Annotated in this window: 10 protein-coding genes and 1 tRNA gene; 8 read left to right on the top strand and 3 right to left on the bottom strand. The window is 69.2% G+C overall.

What is annotated here, in order from left to right; genetic code table 11:
* The first annotated feature begins 42 nt into the window (after nucleotides 1–42).
* Nucleotides 43–5,148: a RecQ family ATP-dependent DNA helicase gene (locus RGD00_RS11610; RefSeq protein ID WP_310457495.1), complete on the top strand. Its 5,106-nt coding sequence runs from the start codon at nucleotides 43–45 to the stop codon at nucleotides 5,146–5,148.
* Between the two features lie 248 nt (nucleotides 5,149–5,396).
* On the opposite strand, the gene RGD00_RS11605 is transcribed toward RGD00_RS11610, so the two are convergent.
* Nucleotides 5,397–5,472 (bottom strand) — tRNA-Lys (locus tag RGD00_RS11605).
* Between the two features lie 104 nt (nucleotides 5,473–5,576).
* On the opposite strand from RGD00_RS11605, the gene dapF reads away from it, so the two are divergent.
* The 3 genes from dapF to RGD00_RS11590 are packed head-to-tail and all read left to right on the top strand — an operon-like array spanning nucleotide 5,577 to nucleotide 8,940.
* On the top strand, nucleotides 5,577–6,413 hold the full coding sequence (gene dapF / locus RGD00_RS11600) for a diaminopimelate epimerase (protein ID WP_310457494.1): 837 nt from the start codon (nucleotides 5,577–5,579) through the stop codon (nucleotides 6,411–6,413).
* Complete coding sequence (mtaB, locus tag RGD00_RS11595; RefSeq protein ID WP_310457493.1) at nucleotides 6,413–7,675, top strand: tRNA (N(6)-L-threonylcarbamoyladenosine(37)-C(2))-methylthiotransferase MtaB; 1,263 nt, start codon at nucleotides 6,413–6,415, stop codon at nucleotides 7,673–7,675. Before dapF ends, mtaB begins: the two co-directional genes overlap by 1 nt.
* 29 nt (nucleotides 7,676–7,704) lie before the next feature.
* Nucleotides 7,705–8,940: an MFS transporter gene (locus tag RGD00_RS11590; protein ID WP_310457492.1), complete on the top strand. Its 1,236-nt coding sequence runs from the start codon at nucleotides 7,705–7,707 to the stop codon at nucleotides 8,938–8,940.
* 168 nt (nucleotides 8,941–9,108) lie between these two features.
* On the opposite strand, the gene RGD00_RS11585 is transcribed toward RGD00_RS11590, so the two are convergent.
* Together RGD00_RS11585 and RGD00_RS11580 are read right to left on the bottom strand one after the other, a co-directional pair.
* The gene (locus tag RGD00_RS11585) at nucleotides 9,109–10,083 is read right to left on the bottom strand and encodes a quinone oxidoreductase family protein (RefSeq protein ID WP_310457491.1); all 975 of its coding nucleotides are present in this window, start codon (nucleotides 10,081–10,083) and stop codon (nucleotides 9,109–9,111) included.
* 8 nt (nucleotides 10,084–10,091) lie between these two features.
* Nucleotides 10,092–11,606 (bottom strand): malonate--CoA ligase, encoded by a 1,515-nt coding sequence (locus RGD00_RS11580; protein WP_310457490.1) that lies wholly within the window; start codon nucleotides 11,604–11,606, stop codon nucleotides 10,092–10,094.
* A 128-nt stretch (nucleotides 11,607–11,734) separates the two neighbouring features.
* Between RGD00_RS11580 and RGD00_RS11575 the strand changes: the two genes are divergently transcribed.
* Genes RGD00_RS11575 through RGD00_RS11560 form a run of 4 tightly spaced genes read left to right on the top strand, consistent with a single transcriptional unit; the run spans nucleotide 11,735 to nucleotide 15,682 of the window.
* A complete protein-coding gene (locus tag RGD00_RS11575; RefSeq protein ID WP_310457489.1) occupies nucleotides 11,735–12,682 on the top strand; it encodes a metal ABC transporter solute-binding protein, Zn/Mn family in 948 nt (315 codons plus the stop codon).
* The gene (locus RGD00_RS11570; RefSeq protein WP_310457488.1) at nucleotides 12,679–13,437 is read left to right on the top strand and encodes a metal ABC transporter ATP-binding protein; all 759 of its coding nucleotides are present in this window, start codon (nucleotides 12,679–12,681) and stop codon (nucleotides 13,435–13,437) included. Before RGD00_RS11575 ends, RGD00_RS11570 begins: the two co-directional genes overlap by 4 nt.
* A complete protein-coding gene (locus RGD00_RS11565; protein ID WP_310457487.1) occupies nucleotides 13,434–14,546 on the top strand; it encodes a metal ABC transporter permease in 1,113 nt (370 codons plus the stop codon). Before RGD00_RS11570 ends, RGD00_RS11565 begins: the two co-directional genes overlap by 4 nt.
* Nucleotides 14,543–15,682, top strand: coding sequence for a metal ABC transporter permease (locus RGD00_RS11560; RefSeq protein WP_310457486.1), 1,140 nt, complete (start codon nucleotides 14,543–14,545; stop codon nucleotides 15,680–15,682). Before RGD00_RS11565 ends, RGD00_RS11560 begins: the two co-directional genes overlap by 4 nt.
* The last annotated feature ends 88 nt before the right edge of the window (nucleotides 15,683–15,770 follow it).

Raw genomic sequence — 15,770 nt, 5'->3', positions numbered from 1 at the left:
TATCGGTTAAAAGATCGAGAAAGCAGAAAGACCATACCCGATTTGCCCGTTGCATCCGCCCTGACGGAAAGCCTGCTTTCCATCGATCTGGAGGTCGATCCCGGGACGGCCCGGATCTTCGCCTTTGCGGCCGTCAAAGGGAATGGTGCGGCACTCCTTCACCGGAAGGGCGATCTCGCCGGCGCGCTGGACCGGCTGGAGAACTTCTGCCAGGGCGCGTCCCATCTGATCGGCCACAATATCCTGCGCCACGACCTGCCGCACCTGCTGGCCGTCCGGCCGCGATTGGCCATGCTGGCCGAGGGGGCGATCGACACGCTTTGGCTCAATCCGTTGGCCTTTCCACGCAATCCCTATCACCGGCTGGTCAAACACTACCATGACGGGCGGTTGCAGGCGGGTCATGTGAACGACCCGGAACTGGATGCCCGGCTGGTCCTCGAGGTTTTCGCCAACCAGATCGAGGCGCTGGACGGCATCGGGCAGGAGGCGCCCGATACGCTGGCCCTCTATCATTATCTGACCACCCGGGGCGCGGGCATTGCGGGGTTCGATGCGGTCTTTCGCGCGTTGCGGGGAAAACCCGCCCCGACCGCCCCGGAGGCCGAAGCCGCACTTCGGCGCGCACTTGCCGGGCGGGCCTGCGCCCATCGGCTGGAACAGACCCTGACGCGCCTGCCCGACCCGCGGCTCGGCTGGCCGATGGCCTATGCGCTGGCGTGGATCGGTGTGGCGGGCGGGGAATCCGTCATGCCGCCCTGGGTGCGGGCGCAATTCCCCGAGGCGGGGCGGATCGTGCGGCACCTGCGCGACGCCGCCTGCGGCGACCCGGATTGCGCATGGTGCGCCGAAAAGAACGACCCGGCCAAGGCGCTGGAACGCTGGTTCGGCTTTCCCGCCTTCCGGCCCGAACCGATGGACGAGATGGGGCGGCCGTTGCAGGAACGGATCGTGGCGGAATCCCTGGCGGGGCAGAGCGTGCTTGGCATCCTGCCGACCGGTACGGGGAAATCGGTCTGCTACCAGATCCCGGCGCTGTCGAAATTCGACCGGATCGGCGCGCTGACCGTGGTGATCTCGCCCCTGGTGGCGCTGATGGCCGATCAGGTGCAGGGGCTGGCCCGTGCCGGGATTTCCTCGGCGGTGACGGTGAACGGGATGCTCTCGCTGCCCGAACGGCACGATGCGCTGGAAAAGGTGCGCATGGGGGATGCCGCGATCCTGCTCATCGCGCCGGAACAGTTGCGTTCGGTTTCGGTCCGGTCGGTGCTGGCGCAGCGCGAGGTCGGGCTCTGGGTGCTGGACGAGGCGCATTGCGTCTCGAAATGGGGGCATGATTTCCGGCCCGACTACCGTTACGTCAGCCGCTTCATCAAGGAATTCTCGGGCGACGAGCCCGCGCCGGTGCTGTGCCTGACCGCGACCGCCAAGCCCGAGGTGGTGCGCGACATCCGCGCGCATTTCAAGGCGCGTCTGGGCACCGAGTTGATGCTGCTGGACGGCGGCGCGGTGCGGACGAACCTGTCCTTCGCCGTGCTGCCGACGCAGCGCAACACCAAGCTGACCGACATCCTGAACGCCATCGAGGCGAACCTGCCGGCCGAAGGCGCCTCGGGCGCCGTGGTCTATTGCGCGACGCGGGGTGCGACGGAAAAGGTCGCGGCCTTCCTGCAAGGGCAGGGCCTTGCCGCCGAACGCTTCCACGCCGGGCTGACGGCCGAGGAAAAGCGCGAGATTCAGGAAAGGTTCCGGGTCGGCGATCTGCGCATCATCGCCGCGACCAATGCCTTCGGCATGGGGATCGACAAGCCCGATATCCGGCTGGTGGTGCATGGCGACATTCCCGGATCATTGGAGAACTATCTGCAAGAGGCCGGCCGGGCCGGGCGCGACCGGGGGCCCGCGAATTGCGTTCTGCTGTTCAGCGCCGATGATGTGGAACGGCAGTTCAGCCTGACCGCCCGTTCGCGCCTTGCGCGGCACGAGATCGGCGCGATCCTGAAGGCGCTGCGCCGCCTCGATACCCGCACGAAGAAGAACGGCGAGGTCGTGGCCACCCCGGGCGAGATCGTCCGCGAGGAGCGTGATCAGGAGTTCGAACGCGACAGCACCACCGACGACACCCGCGTCAAGACCGCCGTATCCTGGCTGGAGGAAGCGCATCTTCTGACGCGCGAGGAGAACCGGGTGCAGGTCTTTCCGTCATCCCTGCGTATCCACAGGGTGGAAGAGGCCGAAGCAATCCTTGAACGTCAGGCTATCACCGGCACACGCCGCAAGGAACTGCTGGATATCGTCCGCCACGTGATGAATGCCCCGGCCGATGGGGGCATTTCGACCGACGACCTGACCGGCGCCTGCGGTCTGACAGGCGGGGCGCTGCGCAAGGCGCTTGGCGATCTTGAAACCCTCGGCATCGCCACCAACGACACCGCGGTGACGATCTTCATCCATTCCGGGGTCGAGGATGCCTCGATCCGCCGCCTTGAACAGGCGGCCCGGCTGGAGACCGATCTGATCGCCCTGATGCGCGAGGCCGTGCCCGATGCGGACGGACATGATGCGCAACCTCTGCATCTGGCCGAAACCTGTCAGGCGCTGCGCGAGCGCGGGCACACGGCCGTCCGCCCCGATCTGGTCGAGGGCCTGTTGCGCGGCATGGCCCACGACGGGCGCGATCAGGATGGCGGGCGGGGCAACCTCAATTTGCGCAAGCCTTCGCGCAATACGCTGTTCCTGCGGTTGCAGCGGTCATGGAACGTGCTGGACCAGACCGCCCGCCTGCGGCGCGAAGCGGCCGAGGCGCTGTTGGGCCTGCTTCTGGGCAAGCTGCCGAAGGGCGCGCGCGGCAAGGATCTCCAGATCGAGACCACGGTCGGCGAAATGCAGGCGCATCTGAACGGGGATGCGTTGTTGCGCAGTTCGGTCCAGGATATCTCGCGCCTGATGGACCGCGCGCTTTTGTGGCTGCACGAGCAGCAGGAGGTGACACTGGGGCGCGGGCTGACCGTATTCCGCCCGGCGATGACGGTGCATCTGAACCCCAGGGGCGGGCCGTTCACCGTGCAGCATTTCACGCCGCTGGAAGAGCATTACACCGAACAGACGATCCAGACCCATGTGATGGCTGCCTATGCCGAAAAGGGCCTGACGGCGATGGATCAGGCGCTGCGCCTGTCGGAAGACTACTTCGTGCTGGACCGCGATGCCTTCGTGCGCCGCTGGATGCCCGGCCGGGGCGTCGAGATGCGCCGCCAGACCACCGGAACCTCGTGGAAGGCCATTGTCGAGTCCTTGGGCAATCCGGTGCAGCAGGACATCGTTCGCGATGACCGCGAACAGACCAACGTGCTGGTGCTGGCCGGCCCCGGTTCGGGCAAGACGCGGGTGCTGGTCCACCGGATCGCCTATCTGGTGCGGGTCCGGCGCGAGGATCCGCGCGGCATCCTCGTCCTTACCTACAACCGCCATGCCGCCGCCGAGATCCGCGAGCGTTTGCGCAACCTGATCGGGAATGATGCGATCGGTGTCACCATTTCCACCTGTCACGCATTGGCGATGCGGCTGGTCGGGGCCAGTTTCGCCGGGATGGGCGAGGGCGCACGCGATTTCGACGGCATCGTGATGGAGGCGGTCGGCCTTCTGCGCGGCGACGGCCTTGGCAAGGCCGAGGCCGAGGCCCTGCGCGAGACGCTGATCCAGGGCTTTCGCTGGATTCTGGTCGACGAATACCAGGACATCGGCCCCGAGGAATATGCGCTGATCGCCGCCGTGGCGGGCCGGACGCTGGAGGACACCGACCAGCGGCTCAGCCTGTTCGCCGTGGGGGACGACGACCAGAACATCTATGCCTTCGCGGGCGCCTCCATCGACTACATCCGCCGGTTCGAGGCGGACTATTCGGCCAAGCCCGTGTTCCTGACCGAGAACTACCGCTCCACCGGCCATATCATCGCCGCGTCCAATGCGGTGATCGGGGCCGCGCCGGACCGGATGAAAGTGGGCCATGACATCACGCCCGACCGCGCCCGGGCAAAGGCCCCGCCCGGCGGCAGGATGGCGGCGCTCGATCCGGTGGCGCAGGGGCGGGTGACGCGGCTGGACTGCCCGCGGGGCGACGAGGCGCAGGCCATGGCGGCGGTGGACGAGCTTCTTCGCCTCTCGCGCCTCGATCCCGACTGGTCCTGGCGGAATGCGGCGATCATCGCCCGCGAATGGCGCCGGCTGGAACCCGTGCGCGCCTATGCCGAGGCGCTCGGCCTGCCGGTCGAGGTGGCGAATGAAACCATGCCCTCGCTCTGGCGGCTGCGCGAGATGCAGGGGCTTGTCCGGGCGCTGTTGAAGGACCGCACAAAGCTCTGGTCCGTAGTCGAATTGATCGGGCTTCTGAACGGGCTGCCCCAGTCGCGCTGGACCGATCTGATCGGCGAGGGTTTGGGCGCGCTGGCGCGGGAGTTGGGCGGCAAATCCATCCCCGTGCCGGACCTGGTGGACTGGTTCGGCGAATGGGCCCGGGATGTCCGGGGTGAACAGCGCGGCTTGCTTCTCTTGACCGCGCATCGCGCCAAGGGGCTGGAATTCGATCATGTCGCCATCCTGCACGGCGGCTGGGAACGCCCGTCGAAGGGAGAGGACGCCGAGGCCCCCCGCCGGCTGTTCTATGTGGCGATGACCCGCGCCAGGCACAGCCTGACGGTGCTGGCGGATGGCGCCCATCCCTTCGTCGGCCCGGAAACGCCGGGCGTCCTGCCGCGCCGCGTGGCGCCCGATACCTCGGCCCTGCCGAAACTGCGCCGGCGCTATGTCGTGCCCGATCCGAAGCTGGTCGATCTGTCCTGGGCCGGTCGCTTGCCCGGCAGTCACCCTTCTCTGGCCGCGATCACCGCGGCGCGGGTCGGCGATCCGGTGACGCTGGCCCGCGAGGGCGACCGCTGGCTGATCCGGGATGCCGGGGGCCGGACGCTCGGCCGCATGTCCCGCGCCTTCGCCCCGCCCGAGGGGATGAGCCTGCAACAGGCGGAGGTTGCCGCCGTCATGATCTGGCGCGCCGAAGACGGCGATGAAGCCTGGAGCCACCTGAACCGCCGCCCGGAATGGGAGGTGATCCTGCCGGAACTGGTATTCGCGGAGGGGGGCATGAATGCATGATCGGTCGAGGGTGTGTCAAAGCCCGTTGGTCTGCTGTCTGCGCCACGAAGCCGCGCCGGTCATCGCGATCTGATCCCGAAAACCTGCAAAACAGCGCCCCGCCGATCCCGGTCGGCGGAGCGTTCGCACGTCTGGAAAGACACCCTTGAAGCCCTGCCAAAAGCAGGTTGAGTTAATCTCGCATGTCATTTGAAATAGATTCAGCGACGTTTGCGACACTTACCCTGTCGCCCGACACTGGATTGAAGTGGTGAGCCGGACAGGATTCGAACCTGTGACCCGCTGATTAAAAGTCAGCTGCTCTACCAACTGAGCTACCGGCCCCACTGCGGCGCTGACTATGGTTTTCGCCGGGCGTGGTCAAGGGGGTTGCGCGGATAAATCGGAGGGATCTGGCATTTTCCCGCGCGCGGACGTATAGCCGCGTCATGGACCAGACGCTTTTCCGCGATGGCCTGCGCTTCATGAAGATGCACGGCCTGGGCAACGATTTTGTAGTGTTCGACCGCCGCGAGGGCGGGGCGCCGGTAACGGCCGCGCTGGCGCGTGCGCTGGCGGACCGGCACCGGGGCGTCGGCTTCGACCAGCTGGCGGTGATCGAGCCCGACGCGCAGTCGGATGCCTTCCTGCGGTTCCTCAACGCCGATGGCAGCGAATCGTCCACCTGCGGCAACGCCACCCGCTGCATCGCGCGGATGATCCTCGATGAAACCGGCAAGCCCGCGCTGCGGCTGCGCACCGAACGCGGCGTGTTGGCGGCAGAGGATGCGGGGGGCGGGCGCACGCGGGTGAACATGGGCGCGCCGCTGACGGACTGGGCCGATGTCCCGCTGGCCCGGGCGATGGATACGCTGCACCTGCCCATCGAGGGCGATCCGGTGGCGACCGGCATGGGCAACCCGCATTGCACGTTCTTCGTGCCGGATGCCGCGGCGGTGGCGCTGGAAACGCTCGGGCCCCGATACGAACACCACCCGCTGTTCCCGCAGCGCACCAACGTGGAATTCGTGCAGGTGCTGTCGCCCCACGCGATCCGCCTGCGGATCTGGGAACGCGGCACAGGGGTGACGCTGGCCTCTGGCTCCTGCTCCTGCGCGGCGGCGGTGGCGGCGGCGCGGCGGGGGCTTACGGGGCGGCGGGTGACGGTGCATGTCGATGGCGGGACGCTCGACATCGACTGGCGCGAGGATGGCGTGTGGATGGAGGCCCCCACCGCCCATATCTTCACCGGCTGGCTGACGCCCGCCTTTCTGGCGGCGCTGTGATGGGCGCGCCGGTCTTCGCCACGCTCGGCTGCCGCCTGAACGCCTATGAAACCGAGGCGATGAAGGAACTTGCCGCACAGGCCGGGATCGAGGGCGCGGTGATCGTCAACACCTGCGCGGTGACGGCAGAGGCGGTGCGCAAGGCGCGGCAGGAAATCCGCCGGCTCGCGCGCGAAAACCCCGGCGCGCCGATCATCGTTACCGGCTGCGCGGCGCAGACCGAGCCCGAGACCTTCGCCGAAATGCCCGAGGTCACGCGCGTCATCGGCAACCACGAAAAGATGCAGGCCGAAACCTGGGCCGGCCTTGCCGCCCCCGACCTGATCGGGGCGACGGAAAAGGTTATGGTGGACGACATCATGTCGGTGCGCGAAACCGCCGGCCACCTGATCGACGGCTTCGGCCGCCACCGCGCCTATGTGCAGGTGCAGAACGGCTGCGACCACCGCTGCACCTTCTGCATCATCCCCTATGGCCGGGGCAATTCGCGGTCCGTCCCCGCCGGGGTGGTGGTGGAACAGATCCGCCGGCTGGTGGATCGCGGCTTCAACGAGGTCGTGCTGACGGGGGTGGATCTGACCAGCTGGGGCGCCGACCTGCCGGGGGCGCCGCGCCTTGGCGACCTGGTGATGCGCATCCTGCGGCTGGTGCCCGACCTGCCGCGGCTGCGGATTTCCTCGATCGACTCGATCGAGGCGGATCCGCGGCTGATGGAGGCGATCGCGACCGAGCCCCGGCTGATGCCGCATCTGCACCTGTCGTTGCAGGCGGGCGACAACATGATCCTGAAACGGATGAAGCGCCGCCACCTGCGCGACGACGCGATCCGGTTCTGCGAGGATGCGCGCCGCCTGCGCCCCGATATCGTCTTCGGCGCCGACATCATCGCCGGTTTCCCGACCGAGACCGAGGCGATGTTCGAAAACTCGCTGCGGCTGGTGGCCGATTGCGGGCTGACCTTCCTGCATGTCTTTCCCTTCTCGCCCCGCAAGGGCACGCCCGCGGCGCGCATGCCGCAGGTGGCGGGCCCGGCGATCCGCGACCGCGCGGCGCGGCTGCGGGCGGCGGGGGGGGCGGCGCTGGCCCGCCATCTGGCCGAACAGCAGGGGCGGCTGCATCAGGTGCTGATGGAATCCCCGCGCATGGGCCGTACCGCGCAGTTCACCGAAGTGCATCTCGATACCGACCAGCCCGAGGGCCGCATCGTTCCCGCCCGCATCACCGGGCAGGCGGGCGAGGCCCTGACCGCCACCGCCGCCTGACCCATCCCTTCCGCCCCCCGGAGCCCCCGATGACCAAAGCCCCCCTGTTCACGCCGGTGCTGATCGCCGGCAGCCTCGTGCTGATGATCGGCTTTGCCATAAGGGCGAGCTTCGGCGTGTTCCAGATCCCCATCGGGTCGGAATTCGGCTGGCCGCGGGCGGAATTCTCGATGGCCATCGCGATCCAGAACCTTGCCTGGGGGATCGGGCAGCCGCTGTTCGGCGCGCTGGCGGAACGGTTCGGCGACCGGCGCGCCATCGTGCTCGGGGCGCTGACCTATGCCGCGGGGCTGCTGCTGACGGCTTTCGCGGTGACGCCCTTGCAGATGCAGCTGCTGGAGGTGCTGGTGGGCTTCGGCGTCGCGGGGATGGGCTTCGGCGTGATCCTCGCCGTGGTGGGCCGGACGGCCGCGCCCGAACACCGCTCGCTCGCGCTCGGCATCGCGACGGCGGCGGGGTCGGCGGGACAGGTGATCGGGGCGCCGGCGGCCGAAATCCTGCTGGCCTATTTCAGCTGGCAGATGGTGTTCGTGATCTTTGCCGCCGTGGTGCTGGTGCCGCTGCTGGCGCTGCCCTGGCTGCGCGCGCCCGAGGCGGCGACCCGGGCGGAACTGGAAGAAAGCCTCGGCAGCGTGCTGGTCCGCGCCTTCCGCGACCCGTCCTATACGATGATCTTCCTCGGCTTCTTTTCCTGCGGCTATCAGCTGGCCTTCGTCACCGCCCATTTCCCCGCCTTCGTGACGGAGATGTGCGCGGCCATCGACCCCTCGGGGATGCTGGCGGGGATCGGGATTTCCACCACCTCGGCGCTTGGCGCGGTGTCCATCGCGGTGATCGGGCTGGCCAATATCGTGGGCACGGTGCTGGCGGGCTGGCTGGGGCACCGCTTTACCAAGAAATACCTGCTGGCGGGGATCTATGCCGCGCGCACGGTGATCGCGGCGCTGTTCATCATGCTGCCGATGACGCCGGCGACGGTGCTGCTGTTCTCGCTGTCGATGGGTCTTTTGTGGCTGGCGACGGTGCCGCTGACCTCCGGCCTGGTGGCACATATCTACGGGCTGCGCTACATGGGCACGCTCTACGGCATCGTGTTCCTCAGCCACCAATTGGGCAGCTTCCTCGGCGTGTGGCTCGGCGGGCGGATGTACGACATCACCGGCGACTACACGATGGTCTGGTGGGTCGGCGTGGGCGTGGGCGCATTCTCGGCGCTGGTCCACCTGCCGATCCGCGAACGGCCGCTGGAGGCGCGCGCGGCCTGATCCCGGCGGCAGTGCGGGTGGAGGGGGCAGGAGCCTCCGGCGGGGATATTTGAGAGACAGAAAATGAACGGGGTCGTGCTCACGCCCCGCCACTTCATTTTCTGTCCATAAATATCCCGGGGGTCCGGGGGCTGGCCCCCGGCGCTGCGTTATCCACCCGGGATGCCGTCAGGGGATCAGCACCGTCGCCCCCGTGGTCGCCCGCGATTCCAGCGCGCGGTGGGCGGCGGCGACCTCGGCCAGCGGGAAGCGCTGGTCGATCACGATCTTCACCGCGCCCGATGTCACCTTGCCGAACAGGGTGCGCGCCATCGTCTGGCAATCCTCGCGCCGGGCGATATGGGTGAAAAGCGTCGGCCGCGTCAGTTGCAGCGAGCCCTTGGCCGACAACACCCCCAGATTGACCGGCGGCACCGGCCCCGAGGCATTGCCGAAGGAGATCATCATCCCCAGGGGCCGCAGGCAGTCGAGCGAGCGGTCGAACGTCGCGGCGCCCACCGAATCCATCACCGCATCGACACCGCGCCCGCCGGTCAGGTCGCGCACGCGGGCGGGGAAATCCTCGATCGTATAGTTGATCGCATGGGCCGCGCCATGGGCCAGCGCCAGCGCGCATTTTTCATCCGTGCCGGCGGTGGCGATCAGGGTGATGCCTTCCGATTTGGCCCATTGGCAGGCGATCAGCCCCACGCCCCCGGCGGCGGCGTGGAACAGCACCGTGTCGCCCGCCTTCAGCGGCACGGTGCGGTGGAACAGATATTGCACCGTCATGCCCTTGAGCATCATCGCGGCACCTTCCTCGAAGGAAATGCCGTCGGGCAGGGGGCAGACCTGGGCCGCGGGCATCACGCGCGCCTCGGCATAGGCGCCGGGCGGCATGGCGGCATAGGCCGCGCGGTCGCCGGGGCGCAGATGGGCGACGCCTTCGCCCACGGCCTCGACCACGCCCGCGGCCTCCATCCCCAGGGCGGCGGGAAGCTGCATCGGGTAAAGGCCGCTGCGCTGGTAGATGTCGATGAAGTTCAGCCCGCAGGCGTGGTGGCGGATGCGCACCTCGCCCGGCCCGGGGTCGCCCACCGGGCGGTCGGCCAGTTTCAGGACCTCGGGCCCGCCGTGGGATTCGATGATGACCGTCCGCGCCATGGTTCCCCCTATCCGGTGAATCGGGCGGCGTAGCGCGCCCGCAGTTCGTTCTTCTGCACCTTGCCCATCGTATTGCGCGGCAGCGCGGGCACAAGCTCTATCGCCTTGGGCTGCTTGAACCGGGCGAGGGTCGCGCGCAGCGCCGCGTCGATGGCGGCAAGATCGGGCGCCGCGCCCTTTTCGGGGACGATCACGGCCAGAACGGCTTCGCCGAAATCGGGGTGGGGCACGCCGATGACGGCGGATTCCAGCACGCCGGGCTGGTCGTCCAGCACCAGTTCCACCTCTTTGGGGTAGACGTTGAAGCCGCCGGTGATCACCAGATCCTTCTGCCGCCCGACGATGGTCAGGTATCCGTCCTCGCTGAACCGCCCCAGATCGCCGGTGATGAAAAAGCCGTCAGGGCGCAGTTCCTCTTTCGTCTTTTCGGGCATCTGCCAGTAGCCTTGAAAGACGTTCGGGCCCCGCACCTCGACCATTCCCACCTCGCCCGCGGGCAGGGCGGCGCCGGTCGCGGGGTCCGTCACCTTGACCTCCACCCCCGGCAGGGGCGCGCCCACGGTGCCCGCGCGGCGGTCGCCGTCGTGCGGGTTGGAGGTGATCATGTTCGTTTCCGTCATCCCGTAGCGTTCGAGGATGCGGTGGCCCGTGCGCGCGGCAAAGGCGTTGTGCGTTTCCGCCAGCAGGGGGGCCGAGCCGGAGATGAACAGACGCATCCCCGCCGCTGCGTCCCGGGTGAAGCGGGCATCGTCCAGCAACCGGGTGTAGAAGGTCGGCACCCCCATCATCGCGGTGGCCTGCGGCATCAGGCGCAGCACCGTGTCCAGATCGAAGCCGGGCAGGAAGATCATCGCCCCGCCGCCGAGCAGGAGCGTGTTCGTCGCCACGAACAGCCCGTGGGTGTGAAAGATCGGCAGGGCATGCAGCAGCACGTCATCGCGGGTAAAGCGCCAGAGGTCCACCAGCACCTCGGCATTGGACAGAAGGTTGCGGTGCGACATCATCGCCCCCTTCGACCGCCCCGTGGTGCCGGAGGTATAGAGCAGGCCCGCCAGATCCCCGGGCCCCCGTTCGGCGGGGGTGAAGGCATCGGGCTGCCCTTCGGCAAGGTCGGCGAAGCTGCCCTTGCCCGTGGCGTCCAGCGTCATCAGCCGCGCGCCATGGGCGGCGGCGATAGGGGCCAGCGCCTCGGCCTGCGCGGGGTCGGCGATCAGCAGTTTCGGCGTGGCATTGCCGACGAAGTAATCCACCTCGGCCGGGGTATAGGCGGTGTTCAGCGGCAGGAACACCGCCCCCGCTGCGACGGCGGCGCCGTAGAGCGCCAGCGCCTCGGGCGTCTTGGCCGCCTGCACCGTCACCCGGTCGCCCACGCCCACGCCCGCCGCGCGCATCGCATGGGCCGCGCGGTGGACCATGCGCAGGAAGGCGTCGCCCGTGATCGCCCTGCCATCGGGCAGGATCAGGAAGGGCGTCCTGCGTCCCGAAAGCGGTGCGAACAATGCGTCGTAAAGCGTGTTGGCCATGCCTGCCCCCCTGGGTTCCGCCCCGGTTCTGCGCCAAGCGGGCCTGCGGGTAAAGGGGGCGCATGTTTTTACTTGCGAATGGTTCTCAATTAAGGTTCCATGAGCCAACCGTGATAGAGGATTCTTCGATGCGCGCCGCCCTGTCCCTCGTGATGCTGCTTGCCCTGCCTTCCGCCGCTGCCGCCGCCGACCGGCCCGGGGTGCTGGCGACCATCGGCATGATCGGCGATCTGGCCGCGGGCGTGGCGGGGGAATGCGCAGCGGTCTCGACCCTCATGGGCCCGGGGGTGGACCCGCATCTTTACCGCGCGACCCCGGCGGATGTGCGGGCGATGGACCGGGCGGACCTCGTGCTCTACCTCGGTCTGGGGCTGGAGGGGCAGCTGGCCGAGGTTCTGGGCCGCTTCGCCGCGCGCAAGCCGGTGGTCGCCGTGGGCGCGGCGCTGCCGCAGGACGAACTGGCCGCCGGGGACGGGGTGGACCCGCATGTCTGGATGGACCCGGGGCTGTGGCGCCAGACCCTGCCGGCACTGGCCGGTGCGCTGACCGGCCTGACCCCCGATTGCGCCGGGCCCATCGCGGCCAATGCCGAACGGATCGGGGCGGAACTCGACGCGCTCGACCGATGGGTAGCGGACAGTATCGGCGCCCTGCCGGAACCCGCCCGGGTGCTGGTCACGGCCCATGACGCCTTCGGCTATTACGGGCGGGCCTACGGGCTGCGGCTGGTGGCGATCCAGGGCCTGTCCACCGAAAGCGAGGCGAGCGTGGCGGATATTGCAGGCACCGCAAGGCTGGTGGCCGAGGCGGGTGTGCCGGCTGTCTTTGTCGAAAGCACGATCAACCCCCGCACGATCCAGGCGATGATCGCCGCCGCCCGCGATCTGGGGCATGATCTGGCGGTGGGCGGCAGCCTTTATTCCGACGCCATGGGGGCGGAGGGCACGGCAGAGGGGACCTATATCGGCATGATCCACGCCAATACCCGCGCCATCGTCACCGCCCTTGGCGGGATGCCCGCGCCCCTGCCTGCGGAACTGGCCGGATGGGCCGCGCATTGGGGGGTGACGGAATGAGGGAAGACGCCCTGCACGAGCCGCATATCGCGCTGCATGTCGAGGATCTGACGGTCAGCTATCACGACCGCCCGGTGCTGTGGGACATCGACCTCGACATTCCGCCGGGGGTGATGGCGGCCATCGTGGGGCCGAACGGGGCGGGGAAATCGACGCTGCTCAAGGCCGTTCTGGGGCTGGTGCGCCCCGTCGCCGGGCATGTGCGCATCTTCGGCCTGCCCTATGCCGCCGCCCGCCGCCGGGTCGCCTATGTGCCGCAACGGTCCTCGGTGGACTGGGATTTCCCGACCACGGTGCTGGATGTGGTGATGATGGGGCTTTACGGCCGCCTCGGCTGGTTCCGCCGCCCGGGGCGGGCGGCGCGGGACCGGGCGATGGCGGCGCTGGAACAGGTGGCGATGCAGGACTATGCCCGCCGTCAGATCGCGCAACTGTCGGGCGGCCAGCAACAGCGGGTGTTCATCGCCCGCGCGCTGGTGCAGGACGCCGATCTGGTGATCCTGGACGAGCCGATGGCGGGCGTCGATGCGGTGACCGAACGCACCATCGTGGACCTGCTGCACCGCCTGCGCGACGCCGGGCGCACGGTGGTGGTGGTGCACCACGACCTGCAAACGGTCGAACGCTATTTCGACTGGCTGGTGATGCTGAACGTCCGCGTCATCGCCCAAGGACGGGTGGCCGATGTCTATACGGCCGAAAACCTGCGCCGCGCCTATGGCGGGCAGGTGGCCTTGCCGGGGGTGGGGCGGTGATCGCGGCGCTGTCGGATTATACGCTTCAGACCGTGGCGCTCGGCGCGGCGATCCTCGGCGCGGTGGCGGGTGCGGTGGGGGCCTTCGCGCTGTTGCGGCGGCAGAGCCTGATGGGCGATGCCGTGGCCCATGCCGCGCTGCCCGGGATCTGCGCGGGTTTCCTGATCGCGGGCGGGCGGCAGCTGGAAACGATGCTCGCGGGGGCGCTGGTCGCGGGGATGGCCGCGGCGGGCGCGGTGGTCTGGATCGCGCGCACCAGCCGGATCAAGGCCGACGCCGCGCTCGGCCTGGTGCTGAGCCTGTTCTTTGCCGCGGGCGTGGTGATGCTGACGGCGATCCAGGGCGCGGGCGGGGCGGCGCAGGCGGGGCTGGAAAGTTTCCTCTTCGGGCAGGCGGCGGCGATGCTGCGGTCGGACATCGCGGTGATGGCGGGCGTGGGCGTGCTGGTGGCGGCGGCGATCCTGCTGCTGTGGAAGGAATTCAAGCTGGTGGCCTTCGATCCCCTCTATGCCGCGGTTCTGGGCCTGCCGGTGATGGCGCTGGAACTGGGGCTGACGCTGCTGGTGGCGCTGGCGGTGGTGATCGGGGTGCAGATGGTGGGCGTCGTGCTGATGACGGCGATGCTGGTCGCGCCCGCGGCGGCGGCGCGGCAATGGGTGCGCCGGTTGGGGCCGATGGTGGTGCTGTCGGCGCTGTTCGGTGCGGTGGCGGGCGTCGCGGGCGCGGTGGGCAGCGCGGGGGCGCGCGGGCTGGCCACGGGGCCGCTGATCGTGCTGGCGGTGACGGCGCTGGCGGCCGGTTCGCTGCTGCTGGCGCCCGAACGGGGGCTGCTGGCGGCGGCGGCCCGGCGGCAGGCGGCCCGGCGGCGGCTGGCGGGGCGGCGGGTGCTGGCCAGCCTGCAACAGCTTGCCGACGACCACGATGATCCCGCCTATGGGGCAGAGGCCGGGATGATCGCCACGCTGCACGGGCCGGGCGCGCGGCGGACGTTGCGGCGGCTGGAAACCGAAGGGCTGGTGCGCCCGAGCGCCGCCCCGCCCGATGGCCGCGCGCAATGGCACCTGACCGAGGCCGGGCGGCAGGCGGCGGCAGACGGGGGCAGGCGATGATCGAGGCCTTTTTCCTGTCCATCCCCGCGATGATCGTGCTGACCGGCGCGCTGGTCGGCATCGCCGCGTCCCTGCCGGGCACGTTTCTGGTGCTGCGCGGCAATGCGATGCTGACCGATGCGATCAGCCATTCCATCGTTCTGGGCATCGTGCTGGTCTGGATGGCGACGGGCGCGGTGGCGGGGCCGTGGCAGATCCTCGGCGCGGTGCTGGCGGGGCTGGCGACGGTGGCGCTGACCGAGGCGCTGGCGGCCACGCGCCTTCTGCGCCACGATGCGGCGACGGGGCTGGTGTTCCCGGCGCTGTTCGCGGCGGGGGTGCTGCTGATCAATCTCAACGCGCGCAACCTGCATCTGGATGTGCATGCCGTGTTGCTGGGCGAGATCGGTTTCGTCTGGCTGGACACGCTGACGCTGGCGGGGATCGAGGTGCCGCGGTCGGTGGTCTGGCTGACGGTGATCGCGGTGCTGAACGGCGCGGTGGTGCTGGCGCTGTTCAAGGAACTGAAGCTTGCCACTTTCGACCCCGGGCTTGCGGCGGCCTTGGGCCTGCGGCCGCGGCTCATGGCCAATCTGGTGCTGGCGCTGACCTCGGCCACGGCGGTGGCGGCCTTCGATGCGGTGGGGGCGGTGCTGTTCGTGGCCTTCGCCATCGTGCCCCCGGCCACGGCGCTGCTGCTGACCGACCGTCTGGGGGTGATGGTCTGGCTGGCGATGGGGCTGGCGGTGGCGGCGGCGATGCTGGGCTATCCGCTGGCGGTGGCGGGGGATGTGTCGATCGGGGGAGTGATGGCGCTGGTGGCGGGGGCGTTCTTTGCCGCAGCCTTTCTGGCCGCGCCGCGCCACGGGGTCGTCGCCCGCGCCCTGAGGCAGCGGCGCGAGCGGGTCGAGCATGACGCCCGCACCCTTGCCGCGCATCTGGCCAGCCACGCCGGCACCCCGGAGGAGGCGGAGGAGAATACCGCCGAGGGCCTCGCCGATCATCTTCACTGGGCCGCGCCGCGTATCCGGCGGGTGATCCTGCACGCGCTCGACCGCGGGCTGATCCGGCGCGAGGGGGCGTTGCTGACACTGACCCCGAAGGGGGAAGCGGTGGCGGCCGCGGCGGTCGGGGTACGGGATCGGGTGGAGGGCTGACCCCCCGCACTGGCTGGCGAAGGCGCGTGCCTTCGCCATCGCGAAACAGGTGGAGTTGCCCCGGCCGGGGGCCCCAAGCCCCCGGCCA

It is taken from the genome of Ruixingdingia sedimenti, from assembly GCF_031432425.1.
In the GTDB taxonomy this organism is placed as follows: Bacteria; Pseudomonadota; Alphaproteobacteria; order Rhodobacterales; family Rhodobacteraceae; genus Ruixingdingia; species Ruixingdingia sedimenti.
This window is presented reverse-complemented; position numbering and strand designations above follow the sequence as displayed.